This window comes from Staphylococcus sp. aM, assembly GCF_052975125.1.
The window spans coordinates 1,334,912-1,351,495 of the sequence record NZ_CP121447.1 but is presented as its reverse complement, the minus strand read 5'-3'; the positions used below and the strand labels follow the sequence as shown (position 1 = coordinate 1,351,495).

15 protein-coding genes are annotated in these 16,584 nt (G+C 32.6%); all 15 read right to left on the bottom strand.

Going from position 1 to position 16,584, the window contains the following annotated elements; translation table 11 throughout:
* Window positions 1-29: 29 nt before the first annotated feature.
* The 15 genes from asnS to P7F85_RS06645 all read right to left on the bottom strand — a co-directional run bounded on the left by asnS (window position 30) and on the right by P7F85_RS06645 (window position 16,568).
* Window positions 30-1,322 (bottom strand): asparagine--tRNA ligase, encoded by a 1,293-nt coding sequence (gene asnS / locus P7F85_RS06715; protein ID WP_002451151.1) that lies wholly within the window; start codon window positions 1,320-1,322, stop codon window positions 30-32.
* A gap of 165 nt (window positions 1,323-1,487) precedes the next feature.
* A complete protein-coding gene (locus P7F85_RS06710; RefSeq protein WP_002466610.1) occupies window positions 1,488-4,196 on the bottom strand; it encodes a helicase C-terminal domain-containing protein in 2,709 nt (902 codons plus the stop codon).
* Window positions 4,197-4,220: 24 nt separating this feature from the next.
* Window positions 4,221-5,192 (bottom strand): biotin--[acetyl-CoA-carboxylase] ligase, encoded by a 972-nt coding sequence (locus P7F85_RS06705; RefSeq protein ID WP_002466619.1) that lies wholly within the window; start codon window positions 5,190-5,192, stop codon window positions 4,221-4,223.
* A complete protein-coding gene (locus tag P7F85_RS06700) occupies window positions 5,179-6,381 on the bottom strand; it encodes a CCA tRNA nucleotidyltransferase (RefSeq protein WP_002466608.1) in 1,203 nt (400 codons plus the stop codon). The genes P7F85_RS06705 and P7F85_RS06700 overlap by 14 nt, the downstream gene beginning before the upstream one ends.
* Window positions 6,374-7,513 (bottom strand): N-acetyl-alpha-D-glucosaminyl L-malate synthase BshA, encoded by a 1,140-nt coding sequence (gene bshA / locus P7F85_RS06695; RefSeq protein WP_002466605.1) that lies wholly within the window; start codon window positions 7,511-7,513, stop codon window positions 6,374-6,376. Before bshA ends, P7F85_RS06700 begins: the two co-directional genes overlap by 8 nt.
* A 35-nt stretch (window positions 7,514-7,548) precedes the next feature.
* Window positions 7,549-7,866, bottom strand: a complete 318-nt coding sequence (locus P7F85_RS06690) for a nucleotide pyrophosphohydrolase (RefSeq protein WP_002466603.1) — start codon at window positions 7,864-7,866, stop codon at window positions 7,549-7,551.
* A gap of 167 nt (window positions 7,867-8,033) precedes the next feature.
* Complete coding sequence (locus P7F85_RS06685) at window positions 8,034-8,729, bottom strand: zinc metallopeptidase (RefSeq protein WP_002451145.1); 696 nt, start codon at window positions 8,727-8,729, stop codon at window positions 8,034-8,036.
* 44 nt (window positions 8,730-8,773) lie between these two features.
* Window positions 8,774-9,370 carry a DUF1405 domain-containing protein gene (locus P7F85_RS06680; protein ID WP_015364992.1) on the bottom strand — a complete coding sequence of 199 codons (597 nt, stop codon included), beginning with the start codon at window positions 9,368-9,370 and terminating at the stop codon, window positions 8,774-8,776.
* On the bottom strand, window positions 9,360-9,935 hold the full coding sequence (locus P7F85_RS06675; RefSeq protein WP_002466631.1) for a YpiB family protein: 576 nt from the start codon (window positions 9,933-9,935) through the stop codon (window positions 9,360-9,362). Before P7F85_RS06675 ends, P7F85_RS06680 begins: the two co-directional genes overlap by 11 nt.
* Before the next feature lie 15 nt (window positions 9,936-9,950).
* A complete protein-coding gene (locus P7F85_RS06670; protein ID WP_015364990.1) occupies window positions 9,951-11,195 on the bottom strand; it encodes a tetratricopeptide repeat protein in 1,245 nt (414 codons plus the stop codon).
* A gap of 2 nt (window positions 11,196-11,197) precedes the next feature.
* Window positions 11,198-12,499: a 3-phosphoshikimate 1-carboxyvinyltransferase gene (aroA, locus tag P7F85_RS06665; RefSeq protein WP_015364989.1), complete on the bottom strand. Its 1,302-nt coding sequence runs from the start codon at window positions 12,497-12,499 to the stop codon at window positions 11,198-11,200.
* 11 nt (window positions 12,500-12,510) lie between these two features.
* Window positions 12,511-13,575, bottom strand: a complete 1,065-nt coding sequence (aroB, locus tag P7F85_RS06660; protein WP_002465790.1) for a 3-dehydroquinate synthase — start codon at window positions 13,573-13,575, stop codon at window positions 12,511-12,513.
* A 24-nt stretch (window positions 13,576-13,599) separates the two neighbouring features.
* Window positions 13,600-14,766, bottom strand: coding sequence for a chorismate synthase (gene aroC / locus P7F85_RS06655; protein WP_015364988.1), 1,167 nt, complete (start codon window positions 14,764-14,766; stop codon window positions 13,600-13,602).
* 259 nt (window positions 14,767-15,025) lie between these two features.
* On the bottom strand, window positions 15,026-15,475 hold the full coding sequence (ndk, locus tag P7F85_RS06650) for a nucleoside-diphosphate kinase (RefSeq protein WP_002451137.1): 450 nt from the start codon (window positions 15,473-15,475) through the stop codon (window positions 15,026-15,028).
* Between the two features lie 133 nt (window positions 15,476-15,608).
* A complete protein-coding gene (locus P7F85_RS06645; protein ID WP_002465768.1) occupies window positions 15,609-16,568 on the bottom strand; it encodes a polyprenyl synthetase family protein in 960 nt (319 codons plus the stop codon).
* Between the last annotated feature and the right edge of the window lie 16 nt (window positions 16,569-16,584).

The following is a 16,584-nucleotide window of genomic DNA, read 5'->3' as shown; positions in this document are numbered from 1 at the left end:
GTATCTATCTAAATTGAATTCATTCAATGTTATGGGTATAAACGATTTAATAAACGTGGGAATGGTGATGTTTCTCGCACGTGTTCTACACCAGAGATCCAAGCAACAGTTCGTTCTAATCCAAGACCAAAACCACTGTGAGGCACGCTACCGTAGCGACGTAAATCTAGGTAATAACTATAAGCTTCAGGATCTAATTCGTGTTCATTAATACGTTGTTCTAATAACTCTAAATCATTAATACGTTCTGAACCACCAATAATTTCACCGTAACCTTCAGGTGCGATTAAATCAGCACATAATACAGTATCTTCATTATCTGGATTTGGTTGCATATAGAACGGCTTAATTTTAGTTGGATAATTTGTAATAAATACTGGTAAATCATAATGATTTGCGATGGCTGTTTCATGTGGTGCTCCGAAATCTTCGCCCCACTCTATGTCGTCGAAACCTTCTTCTTTTAAAAACTTAACAGCATCATCATACGTAATTCTTGGGAATGGTGCTGCTACTTTTTCTAATTTAGAAGTGTCACGATCTAATGCTTTAAGCTCTAATTGACAATTTTTTAGAACTGATTGAACAACATGTGCTACATATTGTTCTTGTACTTCTAAGCTTTCTGCATGTTCAGTAAACGCCATTTCTGGTTCAATCATCCAGAATTCAATTAAATGACGTCTTGTTTTTGATTTTTCAGCTCGGAATGTCGGTCCAAATGAAAATACACGGCCATGTGCCATTGCTGCAGCTTCCATATATAATTGTCCACTTTGTGATAAGAAGGCATCTTCATCAAAATATTTTGTATGGAATAATTCACTTGTACCTTCTGGTGCACTCGCTGTTAAAATAGGTGGATCAATTTTTGTAAAACCATTTTCATTAAAGAATTCATATGTTGCTCTAATGATTTCATTTCTAATTTTCATCACTGCATGTTGCTTTTTAGAACGTAACCATAAGTGACGATGATCCATTAAGAACTCTGTACCATGATTCTTTGGTGTGATTGGATAATCATGTGCTTCATGAATGACTTCAATCGATTTAACTTGCATTTCATAACCTAAGTCTGAACGATTATCCTCTGTGATCGTACCTGTTACATATAAAGAAGACTCTTGTGTAATCTCTTTAGATAAGTTAAAAACGTCTTCGTCTACTTCAGATTTAACTACGACACCTTGCATAAATCCAGTTCCATCACGTAATTGTAAAAACGCAATTTTACCACTAGAACGTTTGTTAGTTAACCAAGCACCGATTGTCACTTCTTGGTTAAGATGTTGTTTTGCTTGTTTAATCGTTGTTTTCATAACTAGTCTCCTATTTTTTTATCTTTTTTTCAATACCTGTTTATTTTAACAAAATATGTAGTTAACTTCTAGAACTTGAATTAAAAGTATGTGCATATACTCACGATTTAAATATGATATGAATTTAAAAGTGGTAATCACGTTGAATCGTGATTACCACTTTTATTATTTACTTATATCTTTATCAACTGACTTTTGGATTTGTTTCAATAATTTACTAAATTGATTCAAATCACCTTTTTTCTGTCGATAATTTTCTAATGTTTGTTCAAAAAAACTTTTATAATTACTATTAACTAAGCGGTCATCAAATGACACAATTAAGCCTTTATCATTTTCATGTCTTATTAAACGGCCTAATCCTTGTCTAAATCGGGTAACAGCATCAGGTAATACATAATCTTTGAAAGTAGATTCAAACTCTGAATCCATTAGCCAATATTTTGCATTGTTTTTATTCATAAATGGCAATTTAGCAATCATGACACATTTGATACCATTCGCTTGGAAGTCAAACCCTTCAAAGAACGTAGATGTGCCCAATAAAATAGATTTATCGAAGTGATTAAATTGTTGAACAATCTTGTAATTTTGGTTTTGTTGCTGTGTTAGGATCACATAATCTTCAAATTCCGGTAATTCATTTAACATGTCTTGAACCATATGCATCATTTTATAGCTGGTAAATAATATGAGACATTTAGATTCCGTAGTATTGGTATATTCAATAACATAATTGACAATAGATGCGACATAATCATCAATATTTTTATAATTGTATGGTGCTACATCTGAAGGGATAAAAACATTTGTATTTTTAGTGTTTTGAACAGATGTAGTGACCTCGTACGTATTAAATTGTACATCCTTATTGAACCAGTTTTTAAAGGAATCGAATGAATGATTAAATGTTAATGTACCTGATATAAAGGTTAAAGCATTAAATTTGTCTAAAACCTGTTGTGTCAAAATATCTTTAACAGCATAATCTTTAACAAATAAACGAATTGTAGACTTCTGACTTAAATTTTTAATTGATATAAAGCTTGTATGTTGATTTTTTAGACTTTGTTCAATTTGTCTAAAGCATTCTTTTAGATATAGTAGTTGTTTACGCATGGTTTTAATCGTCTTATGACTCATTCCATTAAAGACTTCTAATGTTTTATTAAGTTTGTTTATTAAAAGATGTAAGTCCTTCAGAATTGGGTCATTTTCAAATTCATAAACATAATGATATTTATGAATATCATCATCATACACGTCTGAGTTTTGAATAATGTCATATATATCGTCAAATAAATGCTCATTGAGTTCATGTATGTCATTAATATTAGATTTCAAACCAAAAACATCGATAGGTGCAATGTCTAGTTTCTCTAAAATACGTTGTTGTTCTAAATGATCGATGGCTTTTAAAAGTTTTTCATTTTCGTTTTTACCTATCAAACCTAACTGATATTTAATATCTGCATAATTTAACTCATTGGTTACTTGATTAAGTGCATAATCTGGTAATCGATGTGCTTCATCAATAATACAATCATCAAACATTTGATAAATAGAATTTTCAGCATCCGAATGAATTAGATGTGCATGATTGGTAATACCTATTTGGATATTTTGCGCATTACGTTTGAGATAATTATAGTAATGGATATCATGACGGACTGGCACATAAGTCTCAATCTTCTGATCGAAATACATTTTCTGTCCGCCTTTTAAATTCAATTCTTGAATATCACCTGTGTGTGTTTCTGTTATCCATATTAATAATTGCATTTTAAGAATGCTAACTTCGTAATTATTTGTTTCTTCTTTTAAGATTTGGCTGATTAGTCCTAAAGAGATATAGTCATTTTTGCTTTTAATTAATGTTGCATTGACTTTAAAATCAAGTGCTTGATTAAGTGCTGGAATATCTTTTTCTAATAATTGACTTTGTAACAATTTGGTATTAGTTGAAATCATTACATGTCTACCAGTTTCGATATTATACATTAACGCCGCTAATAGATATGCTAATGACTTTCCACTTCCAAGCGGTGCTTCAATCATCGCTTTTTCACTATGCATGAGTTGTTCTAATATGATTTCTGACAAATAAAGTTGTTGTGGTCGATAGGTTAAGCCTAATTGTTTTGTTGCTTTTTTATATAGTGTTTTTAGCGTTCCATTAAATTCTGTAACTGGTCCTTTTAGATCAACCTGCTTTTTATAGATGATTTGTTCGAATTGGCCATATTGACTATCTAACGTAGCGTTATCATGTTGGCGTACCATTTCAAATAAAATGTGATATAAATCATATTTTAAGTCCTTACTTAAATAATACAATTGTTTTAAGGTATCTAATGGCAATTGTTCGAACTTTTCAAAGGCTTTTATCATCAAATGTGCTGTTGTAGTCGCATCTTCATCGGCTCTATGTGCATTGTTTAAAGGAATATCATGTGCCTCAGCTAATTCACTAAGCTGATAGCTTTTATCTGTTGGGAATGCAATTTTAAATAGCTCTAACGTATCCATCACACGTTTTGGACGGTATTTGATATTACAATTTTTAAACGCTTTTTTAATGAAGTTCAAATCAAATGCGACATTATGTGCAACAAATACACAATCTTGCAATTGTTGATAGATATCTTGGGCAATCTCTTTGAAATACGGCGCTTGTTCTAGCATTGTCTCTTCTATAGAAGTGAGTGCTTGAATAAACGGTGGTATATCCAAATCAGTTCGAATCATTGAATGATACGTGCCTATTATTTTATTTTGTCGAACGAATGTAATGCCGATTTGGATAATATCATCATAATCTAGTTGATTACCTGTTGTTTCCAAATCAACAACTGCATATGTTGCTATTCCCATAGCTATCTCTCCTAGTTAACTTTGTTATAATTCTATATCTGCACTGATTAACCTTCTAAGTTGCCCTTCATCATCTTTTACCATTAAAAATCCATCATGATCAATATCTATCGCTTCACCAATAAATTGTTTATCATTTTCAGTAAAACGTAATTGTTTATTCCACATATTTGTTGCATCAATATACTCTTCTCTAATCTCTTCAAATGGAACAGTTAAAAATTGTTGATAGCGGCGTTCAATATTTTGTGTTAATACATCTAGAAATTCATATCTATTAAAGTCGTTTTCAGCATGAATACGTATACTGGTTGCGCTATGTTGAATCTCTTCATCAAAATCAGACGGATCATGATTCATATTAATGCCTATACCACATATGATTGCTTCAATAGCATCATAATTGGCAACCATTTCAGTTAAAAAGCCACATACCTTTTTTCCATCTATGTATATATCGTTTGGCCATTTAATGGTGACCTCATCTTTAGAAAATTGTTGTATCGCATCTCTAATGCCTAATGCCATAAACAAATTAAATTTAGGAATCATTGCGTATGGTACATCAGGACGTAAAACAACGGACATCCAAAGGCCTTTTCCTTTAGTAGAACGCCAATATCTATTGAAACGTCCACGCCCTTTCGTTTGTTCATCGCTTAAAATAATAAATGAATCCTGGTTCCCAACTAGTGCTTGCTTTGCTTTGAGTTGAGTTGAATCAACTGTACTCATAACGTCAACATAGTCAAAAATGTGACGTTGCTCAATAATTGGATTAACAATGCCACTGTACCATTGATCAGGTAATTGTTTCAGTAAATGCCCTTTATGATTAATCGATTCAATATGACATCCATTCATTTTTAATTGATCAATAACTTTTTTAACTGCTGCTCTTGAAATATTTAATTGATCTGCAATGTATTGACCTGAAATGTATTCAGGTTGATGTTCATATAACATTCTAACGACATCTTGACTATATTTCGACATGATTATCCACCCATTTCATTATTTCATCGTGTGAGTTAATAACTTGTTTCGTTACCACTGCACATTCTATTTGTCGCAAAACATCTTTTACCCAAGGTCCACCTCGTTGATTTAAATATTGCATTAAATCACTACCATTAACAGCAAGTTGTTGTCTTTCATTAATTGGTAATTGATGATAACTTTCCATAATGGTTTGTGGATTAATTATCAGTGGATTGGGTGTCTCAAATTGGTTTTTAGAGAGTAGTGTGCTGAGCTCGATTACGGTTAATATATCATTGATATCAAAATCATATACCATCATTATTAAATCTTTTTTAGTGTTAATGGTTGGTAATTGATTAATGATAGTCGTGAGTTGTTTAATATGTGACTTCTCTTTATTACTGATTTTAAGCGGTGACAAAGGTTGTTGTTCATCAAATTTTGAATTAATTAACGCAATCCATGTATCGAAATGTATTGGTTCATCTATGTTTAATTGATGCATTTCGAAATTTTGAAAATAAGGTATAAAGTTAAACGCCTTTAATTCGATGAGATGATGATAGCTCTTTGCAACATTTTGACCAGAAATTAATTTTTTTAGTTCAACGATGATACGTTCAATTGATAAATATTTAATATCTTCCATTTGATTTGCCATAGCATTATACGTATGATACTCAATTTTGAAATTAAGTTGTGACTGAAACCGTAATCCTCGTAATATGCGTAGTGCATCCTCTTCAAATCGTTCAGTAGGTTGACCGACCGTTCTGATAATGCCATTGTTAATATCATCTTCGCCACTAAAATAATCAAATGTTTGATAATCTGTATCCATTGCAATGGCATTAATGGTAAAATCACGACGTTGTACATCTTCATATAAATCTCGAACAAAATGTACGTCACTAGGTCGTCGATGATCAATATATTCTTCTTCTGCACGAAACGTAGTTACTTCGTAGTTCTCACGATTGTATACTACATTAATCGTGCCATGCTCTTTACCAACTGGAATCGTATGGTCAAAAATTGACTCGATTTCATATGGCGTAGCACTCGTAGTGATATCTATATCATGGATTGGACGTTGCATTAAGTAATCTCTAACAGAACCACCAACATAATAAGCTTGATATCCATGTTGTTGTATTTGGTTTAAAATTGGTTTAGCTCTTTCAAATAGTTCATTACTCATGCAAGTCCTCACCTTTATTTAGCATTTTACGATAATAATATTCATATTGATCAGTAATTAGTTCTGAACCAAAACGTTGCTCAATGTCTAAAAGCATTTGCGACTGAAATTGTTCATAAAGTTTGCGATCTTGTAACAATTTAATGGCATAATGTGATGCTTGATCGCTATCCCCTACATCAACAATATAGCCTGTTTCACCATGTTTGATAACTTCTTTAATACCGCCGGCGTTTGACCCTATAGGTACGACGCCTGTTTTCATTGCTTCTAATAGTGTTAAACCAAAACTTTCTTTTTCGCTTAATAAGAGTACTAAATCTGACAATTGATAAAATGCACTCACATTATCTTGTTTGCCTAAAAATAGTACATGTTCTTCAACGCCTAAATCTCGAGTTTTTTGACGCATATCAATAAGTTCAGGCCCATCACCTAAGAGAACTAATTTACTAGGTATTTTGTCATGTACTTTGGCAAACGTTTCAATAATAGTGTCGATACGTTTGACGGATCTAAAGTTAGAAACATGTATGAGCACCTTTTCATCGGGTGAGATGCCATAGTCAGTTTTAAAGGTTTCATCATGTCGTGTTGGAAATTCATTTTCTCGTACAAAATTATAAATTGGTACAATTTCTTTATCAGTATGAATAATTTCTTTTGTTTGTTCTGCTAAAGAATGACTCACACTTGTAACGATATCACTTTCTTCTATACCAAATTTAATGGCACCTTTTAATGAGTGATCATAGCCGAGTACAGTAATGTCTGTACCATGTAAGGTCGTCATTATTTTAATATCTTTACCTGACATTTGCTTCGCTAAAATACCACATATTGCATGTGGTACAGCATAGTGCATATGTAGAATGTCTAAATCATATTCTTTAATGACCTCTGAAATTTTTGTACTTAACGTAATATCATATGGTGGATATTGGAAAACGGCATATTGATTCACTTCGACTTGATGGAAAATCATATTTGGTAATGGTTTGCGGATTCTAAATGGTATATTGGAAGTGATAAAATGGACTTCGTGTCCTCTTTCTGCCATTTTTATGCCTAATTCTGTAGCAATAATGCCTGAACCACCCATGGACGGGTAACAAGTAATACCTATTTTCATCAATAACCCATCCTTTCTCTATTAATTTTAACGATTTATTTTCTTTCGAATCGATCATGATCTCGAGTATTAAATTTGTCCATTGTTTCATTAAAGCTTTCTGTCATATCGATATCTAGAGAATTGGCAATACATAATAATACAAATAAATTGTCGCCTAATTCTGCTTTAATTGTATTCTCTTCTTCTGTATCTTTCTTTTTCTTTTCGCCGTATTGATGATTGATTTCTCTAGACAATTCTCCGACTTCCTCTGTTAGTCTAGCAAGATTAGCTAATGGAGAAAAATAACCTGCTTTAAATTGACTAATATAATCATCTACTTCTTTTTGCATTTGAGTCATTGATTTCAATTAACGTCTCTCCTTTGAATGCATTTCTAATATAGTATATATCAAAATAAAGTGATATGCATTCTTAGTGCAATCAAAGTGAGTGTTTGTTTTCAACAAAAAATGGTTGATATCATCATTTGGACGATATCAACCATTAGGTCTGTCTTAATTTAAGTCTGATAGATTTAATCACTTGATCTAGCGATTAAAATAATACGAGCTAATTCGGCTAATGCTACTGCAGTAGATGCAACATATGTCATTGCTGCAGCTGATAATACCTTCTTAGCGTGTTTGTACTCTTTCTCATTTACGATATTCAATGCTGTGATTTGTTTCATTGCACGTGAACTGGCGTCGAATTCGACTGGTAATGTCACTATTGAGAATAAAACAGCAAGTGACATTAAACCTGCACCAATCCATAATGCAGTAGATCCGAATGCACTGCCTAATGCAGTTAACACGATACCTAACATAATAACCATATAACTTAGTGAACTACCTAAGTTTGCAACAGGTACCAATGCTGATCTGAATCTTAAGAAAACATAACCTTGTTGGTGTTGTATTGCGTGTCCACATTCGTGGGCTGCAATAGCTGTACCAGCAACAGAAGGTCTATCGTAGTTTGCAGGAGATAAACAAACAACTTTTTTGTTTGGGTCATAGTGGTCTGTTAAGAAGCCATCACCTTTAACTACATCGACATCGTAAATGCCGTTTGCATGTAAAATCTCTTCAGCTACTTCACGACCAGTTTTACCACTAGTGGATCTAACCTGTGAGTATTTTTCATAATTAGATTTAACTTTATGTTGTGCCCACATAGGGATGACCATTAATATTACAAAATAAATAATCATTGATATTAAAGACAATAAACTCACTCTCCTTTAATCATATTCTACTGTCAAAATGCACTTTAATCAAATGATTTAACTTTAATGATACGTTCTAAATATAAATATAAAATTAGTGAAATGATACTTAGACAAATAGATAATACTCCAATTTCTACAACATGGGAAGCAATAAACTTATAATAAGGAAATTGCATTTTTACGTAATCAATATAATCGTTCACTAACACCCAAATGAAAGAGACGATAAAGCCTATTGTCGTAATTTTAAAACGAGGATAAAAGTAAAAGGCTTGAAGTGCCATAATTCCATGAGATAACAAGAGCATGAGTCCATTTATAGTTATCTCACCATCAATCATAAACATGATGATGTTCATAATCACTGCCCAAACACCATATTTTACGAGTGTGACAAAGGCAAGCGCTTCGATAATCGATGATGATCGATTAAATAATAATAAACCAATCGCAATTGATAAAAATAATGAAGCGGTTGGACTATCAGGTACAAATGGTAAAAAATAAGTAGGAGTGATATAGAGTTGACCACTATACCAATCGTAACCATAAATTGTCCCTAATACGTTGCATATAAGTAAAAAAATTAAAAATGGACGATAATACAATGAAACTTCCCAATATTGTTTAATTGTCATCGTTATAGTCTCCGTTATCGTTTTTAATTTGTTTAGACTTTAGAACGTTCAGAATTTGTGTTAATTGATAAAACCGTTCTTGTTCTTTCATTTGAAGACTTAAATCAATATTATCTTGCAAGCGCTCGATTAATGTTGCTTGTTTACGTTCATTCATCGAAATGGCATATAAATCTTGTACATAAGATGAATAATTCGGTGAATGAATTAATTGTGCAAGTATCAGATCATCTAAGCGGCTTTCACGTTGTTCCTTAGGTGAAAAATGTAATTGAATATCAAATGAAAATTCGTTATTAGCTATCAATTCGAAAATTGCATTCGTATTAACTAGTTGTTGATGTCTATCATTAAATTGAATTGCAGAAGCATGTGAATCTACTTCTGCAATCTGTAAAGTTTGATGGTGTTTGATGCTTTCATCAACAAAATGGATATATTGTAGCTTTTTAGGACTCGCTTTCAAATAATTTAATACCCAAACTGAAATTCGAGATTTAAATTCATAATGAAATAAAAGATATTCGATAAAGCTTTGTTTCATTTTAGTTAGGGAGTTATTCATTTATTAATCACCCTTTTAAGACTGTAATCTCATAGCTTCATCGTGCCATGTTTCATTACTTGGATCCATTTCTAATAATTGGTCTAGTATTGATTTAGCTTGATCTTTTTGACCAATTTCTAATAAATAGAAATAGTAGTCACTTAAAAATTCAGATTGTGATTTAAGTGTAGGATAAGCCAGTTCAAAGAAATGTTGTGCTTCTTTGTCTCTCTCTTCTTGCCCATATGCATAGGCTAAATGCCACATAAATACAGGATCTAGGTCTTCTTCATCTACATAAGTTAATAATTCAATTATAGCTTCGTAGTCCTCTTCACTTCTATATAAATCACTTAAAATAAGTAATGGTTCATGATAAGCATTGTCTACTTCTAATGCTTGTTTTAATAAAGTAACACCTTCATTAGCATCGCCATGTTCTATTTCTAAACTACCAGTTGATACCATTAGTTCTTTATAAAATTGACTAAGTCTTAATCCCTCTTTACCAATTTCAATGGCATCAGGATAATTTTTCTCGTTTTCGTATAAAGATTGTAAGTAGAAGTACCCTTGTAAGAAGTCAGGATCTTTAGATAATAATGACTTCATAATCTTAATGGCTTCTTGCGTTATATCATTTTTTTCATATGCAATTGCTTTTTTGAAATAATCTTCTGAATTCATCTCAGTTTCATTAATTTCATCATATAAACGAATCGCATCGCTATAGTTCCCACTTTGTAAACTACAATCTGCTTGTCTCGAGAACAGATTGATACCATTCACTTCATATTCACCTGTTTCAAGTACAGTCTCATATTCAGTAGTTGCACGCAGATATTGTCCATCAAAATAAAGTAATTCTGCTAATGCAAAGTGTAAAATAGGATCGTTTGGTTCTAGCTGAATGGCTGCTTGTATCTTATCGATTGCGACTTCAAGCATGTTTATTTGTTGATATAAGTCGGCTTCAAGCATTAGTTTTTCAGTAGATGCTTCAACTTGACTTAAATATTCTAACGCTTCATCAGTTTGATTCTCTGACATTAATCCTTCAATAAAGTAAATGAGTAATTCACTTTCATCAGGATATCTATGGTATAACGTTCTGAAAACTTCTAAACCTTGAGGTGTTAAGCCAAAATTATATAGCGTTTCACCTAATATGAATAATGCGTCATCGTTATTAGAACTAAGCACTTCATTCACACGTGTATCTAAATTTGTTAGTTTTTGTAAATTGATATCGTCTATTAATTTGTAGATATCTTCCATTACTATTTTCCCTCATTTTCTAAAAGCTTTAGTTTTGGTAAGAAGCCTGGAAATGAAACATTGACTGCATCAAATTGTTCAATCGTTAAAGGTTCAGAACTTAATAAAGATGAAATAGCTAACATCATACCAATACGATGATCAGTTTGACTATCTACAGTCACACTTGTTTTAAATTCCGACGGATGAATAATAAGTCCATCATTTGTAGGTTGTAATTCGAAACCTAATTGATTTAGCATGTCTGCTGTTGTATCGATACGATTCGTTTCTTTAACCTTCAACTCTTCAGCATCTTTAATAACGCTTGTACCTGATGCTTGTGTACATAATAATGCAATCACTGGTAATTCATCTATGGCTCTTGGTACTAGTTCTCCATGAATTTGTATTGGCTTTAAATTAGGTGTGTATTGAACTCTAATAGACGCTGTTGGTTCAGCTTCTTCAGTTACATTAGTTAACTCAATACGACCACCCATTTGTTGAACGATATCTATGATACCGGAACGTGTTGGGTTAATGCCAACATTATGAATTGTAACATCACTTCCAGGAGTTATTAAGGCTGCAACGATGAAAAAGGCTGCTGAAGAAATATCTCCAGGTACATGGAAGTCATGTGGTTTTATATCTTGTACTGCTAAAGGCTCTGTGATAATCGTTTTACCATTTACAGTAATAGGGATATTAAAATGATTAAACATCGTTTCAGTATGGTTACGACTCACATCAATTTCAGTAATACTCGAGGATTCCTTTGAAAAAATGCTTGCAAATAAAATAGCACTTTTTACTTGAGCGCTTGCTACTTCCATTGTATAAGTCATTCCTTTGATTTCGGAAGGCTTAATAATGAGTGGCGTATAGTTACCCTCTACACCACAAATATTTGCATTCATTTGTAATAAAGGATTAAGCACTCTATCCATAGGCCTTTTACCAATAGACACATCACCAGATAGTACACTTTCAATACCAATGCCGCTTAGTAGACCAGCTAATAAGCGTGTGGTAGTTCCTGAATTACCTGTATAGAGCACTTGGTGAGGTGTTTTAAAATGTTGGTAGCCAGGTGAATCGACAATTAATCTATCTTCTTCTTCGGTAATTGAAACACCTAAAAGTCTAAAAATATTCATTGTTCGTTTACAATCTTCACCAAGTAAAGGTTTGTATATTTGTGTTTGTCCTGTGGCTAATGAAGCGAGCATAATCGCTCGATGTGTCATTGATTTATCCCCTGGGACTTCTATTTCGCCTTGCAAAGGACCATTAATTTGAATTGTTTCTGCAGTCGACATCATTTATTCACCTACTTAATTTTTGATTGAAGTTCTTTAAATGCAGCTAGATGTGTAGATTGATCAACGTGTTGAACGACTGCATTACCTAAAGATTTTAATAATACCATCTGAATGCCATCATGATTGTTCTTTTTATCTAAAAGCATAAATTGATAAATGTCATCGAAATCAAGTTCTTTAATGATATGGATTGGATATGCTAAAGCATCTAAATAATTTAAGTAATGATTAATATCGTAGTTTGTTTTTAATAAGTGATTCGCTACAATAAACTGATATACAATACCAATCATTACTGCATGCCCATGTGGTATTTTATATTTATACTCAATAGCATGTCCGAAGGTATGTCCTAAATTTAAAAATTTACGAACACCTTGCTCTTTTTCATCATTAATTACAATATTGAGTTTCGTTTCAATTCCTTTATAAATATATATTTCCATATCATTTAATGAGGCTAAAGCGTCTTTATTTGAAAAATGCTGTTCTATTTGTCTAGTATCTGCTTCACCATTGAGCAAAGCATGTTTATAAACTTCCGCATAACCACTAAGTACTTCACTATAAGGCAACGTTGATAAAAAGTCTAAATCATATAAAACGGCACTAGGACGATAAAAGGCACCTATCAGATTTTTACCATGTTGCGAATTAATACCTACTTTACCTCCGATACTTGAATCGTGAGCTAAAATGGTCGTCGGTACTTGTATAAATGCAACGCCTCTTAATAAACTTGATGCAACGAATCCAGCAAAATCTCCTGTTGCACCACCACCAATAGCTACAATTGACGTGTTACGTGTAATTTGATAACTGAGTATGGATTCAATGATGTCATGGAAATGTGCAAATGTCTTTGTTTGTTCACCCGATGGTATGATTATTTTAGTAGCATGATTAGTTTGGATTAATTGGTCTAATTTGTCCTTAAATAAATGATAAACAGTATCATCGATGATAAAAAATGATTGATCATATGATTTGTTGATATCATTTAATTGATTGATCGCGCCATGTTCTACAATGATAGGATAGTTATTGTTAGCGTATGTTGTGTTTAACTTCATATTTAATCACCTGAATTATACGAATTAGAATTCGATATTTAATTGTCTGCGTTCTGTTATTTGTGCTTTAAGTTGGTCGATATGATTGGCTTGAAATTCTTCTAGTAGGGCTTTAGCAAGTTCGAATGCAACGACATGTTCACAAACAACACTTGCTGCTGGCACAGCACAACTATCAGATCTTTCAATAGTCGCTTTGAAATCTTCTTTAGTATTGATATCTACAGAGTTTAAAGGTTTATATAAAGTTGGTATTGGTTTCATTACACCATTAACAATAATTGGCATCCCATTAGACATACCACCTTCAAAACCACCTAAATGATTTGATGCTCTGTAGTATCCTTGTGTTTCGTTATACATGATTTCATCTTGAATTTCACTACCAGGTTTCTCAGCTGCTTTAAAACCTTCACCGAAACTCACACCTTTAAACGCATTGATACTTACAACACCTTGAGCAATACGGCCATCTAATTTTCTATCGTAATGGACATAACTACCTATACCTACAGGCATGTTTTCAGCCATAACTTGAACGACGCCACCAATTGAGTCGCCATCTTTTTTAGCTTGATCTATTTTATCTCTCATTTGTTGAGCGATATCTTCGTTAATAACTCGAACGTCGTTTTTATCTACATTAGATTTAAATGTATCAACATCATATAAACCTTCGTCTTTGATACCACCAATTTCTACTACACGACTATAGATATGGATATCTAATTGGTCTAATAAAATTTTAGACACAGCGCCAACAGCTACACGAGCAGCTGTTTCTCTAGCTGATGAACGTTCTAAAACATTACGAAGATCACGATGGTTGTACTTCATACCACCAATAAGGTCTGCATGACCTGGTCTAGGTTTAGTAATTGTACGTTTCATATTTTCTCTTTCTTCATCGCTTATTGGCTCAACACCCATAATATTTCTCCAATGTGTAAAGTCATCGTTTGTAACGACAAGTGTGATAGGACTACCTAAGGTATAACCATTTCTTACACCAGAAACAATTTCAATAGCATCTTTTTCAATCTGCATACGACGTCCTCTACCGTAGCCACCTTGTCTCTTAAACATCTCTTTATTAATATCTTCAGCTTTAATTTCCAAATTAGCTGGTACACCTTCAATAATTACTGTTAGTTGTGGGCCATGTGATTCACCAGAGGTTAAATATCTCATCAAAGCACACTCCTTTCCCTTGAGTTCTTTTATAAATTATTATATTGGTTTAATCATATCATAATCAATAAATCAATATAAGTTTAGCAAGTGATCACTATATTTATTGATTTTAAAAAAATGAACTTCTCATAATTATGATTTAGTATATAAATTTGATAATTCTTGTAATTGAGATAATAATCTCAAAGAAAATAAAAAAGTGATGTGTCATGGACACATCACTCTGGATAAAATGAATAACGTTTTATGTTTAATATTATTCGTATAACCAAGCGTCTCTAGGAGATTCGTAACTACTGATTTCTTCTTCTTTGAACCATAAGTTAATTTCTCTTTCTGCTGATTCAACAGAGTCAGAACCGTGGATGATATTTCTACCAACTGTTAAACCTAAATCTCCTCTAATTGAACCAGGAGCAGCCTCAGATGGGTTTGTACTTCCGATAATATGACGAGATACTGCAACAGCATCTTCACCTTCAACAACCATTGCAAAAACTGGTGCTGAAGTAATGAAAGAGATTAAATTATTGTAGAAAGGTTTTCCTTCATGCTCACCATAATGTTTTTCTGCTAATTCTTGTGGTACTTGCATTAACTTACCGCCTACAAGTTTTAATCCTTTGTTTTCAATTCGAGAAATAATTTCTCCAATTAAATTTCTTTGTACTGCATCTGGTTTAATCATTAAAAATGTACGTTCCACTTGCGTAGTCCCCCTGTAATTTAATGTAACAAGTTTCTAGTGTATGTATAATTTGACTTGTCCGGCTATTAATAACCTAGCTAATTATTATCATACCAATTATTTAAAGCGCTTTCAAGTCGATTTACATTCTCTACACATTCCGAGAGCCCATTTTTTTAATTAACTTTTTAAACAAGTTACGTGCTTGATTATCTTCTAATTCATCAATTAAATTTAGTGCTTTATCTAAATATTTTTCGCTAATATCTTTTGAAACTTGAATATTATTTGATTGACGAATGATGTTGATACATGCTTCAAATTGTTCTTTATCACTATTTGGGTTTAGATCTTCAATCATTTGCTTAAATGTTGAATCATCTTTCATTTCAAGTAGCACTGGTAAAGTAATATGCCCGTTCATTAGGTCACTACCTACAGGTTTACCTAGTTTCTTTTCAGTACTTGTGAAGTCAAGAATATCATCAACTATTTGGAAACTCATACCGATGTAATGGCCAATCATTTTTAACTTGCGTACTGTTTTAATATCCGAGCCAGCTGTAATTGCACCAACCTCGGTAGCAAGTTGAATTAAGAGTGCAGTTTTACGATTGATTCGTCGTAAATAGTTGGTCATCGTTTGTTGGCTATTGAATTGATCTTGAAATTGGAATAGCTCTCCTCGACAGACATCTACAATAGATTCTGATAATATTTCATGAACACGTTTATCTTTAATTTCCGATAAATGTTGTAGACCTAATGCTAGTAAAAAATTGCCTGTAATAATAGCTGTAGTTTGATCCCATTTTTTAGATATAGTTAAACGGCCTCTACGTTTATCACTTTTATCTATGACATCATCATGAACTAATGTTGCCATATGAATAAGTTCTAATGCGACGGCTACTTTGTAAGTATCTTCAGAAACGCCTTCTTCTTTACCGAATTGGCTACTAAGGATAACAAAAGCTGGTCTTACACGCTTTCCCCCTGAAGATAGTAAATGAAAAGCAGCCTCTTCAAGTACCTTATCTTGACTATGGATAGCTTGTTCAAGACGCTTTTCAACTTTTTTTATTTCATTGTTCATGTTTAACTTTGCCACGTTAATCACCTTTGGT

What these genes read in the sequence shown, in the direction of transcription:
- P7F85_RS06680 (WP_015364992.1), bottom strand. Translation starts at nt 9,370, where the DNA reads ATGACAATTAAACAATATTGGGAAGTTTCATTGTATTATCGTCCATTT.
- aroB (WP_002465790.1), bottom strand. Translation starts at nt 13,575, where the DNA reads ATGAAGTTAAACACAACATACGCTAACAATAACTATCCTATCATTGTA.
- P7F85_RS06705 (WP_002466619.1), bottom strand. Translation starts at nt 5,192, where the DNA reads ATGTCGAAATATAGTCAAGATGTCGTTAGAATGTTATATGAACATCAA.
- P7F85_RS06700 (WP_002466608.1), bottom strand. Translation starts at nt 6,381, where the DNA reads ATGAGTAATGAACTATTTGAAAGAGCTAAACCAATTTTAAACCAAATA.
- P7F85_RS06670 (WP_015364990.1), bottom strand. Translation starts at nt 11,195, where the DNA reads ATGGAAGATATCTACAAATTAATAGACGATATCAATTTACAAAAACTA.
- P7F85_RS06675 (WP_002466631.1), bottom strand. Translation starts at nt 9,935, where the DNA reads ATGAATAACTCCCTAACTAAAATGAAACAAAGCTTTATCGAATATCTT.
- aroC (WP_015364988.1), bottom strand. Translation starts at nt 14,766, where the DNA reads ATGAGATATTTAACCTCTGGTGAATCACATGGCCCACAACTAACAGTA.
- aroA (WP_015364989.1), bottom strand. Translation starts at nt 12,499, where the DNA reads ATGTCGACTGCAGAAACAATTCAAATTAATGGTCCTTTGCAAGGCGAA.
- bshA (WP_002466605.1), bottom strand. Translation starts at nt 7,513, where the DNA reads ATGAAAATAGGTATTACTTGTTACCCGTCCATGGGTGGTTCAGGCATT.
- P7F85_RS06710 (WP_002466610.1), bottom strand. Translation starts at nt 4,196, where the DNA reads ATGGGAATAGCAACATATGCAGTTGTTGATTTGGAAACAACAGGTAAT.
- asnS (WP_002451151.1), bottom strand. Translation starts at nt 1,322, where the DNA reads ATGAAAACAACGATTAAACAAGCAAAACAACATCTTAACCAAGAAGTG.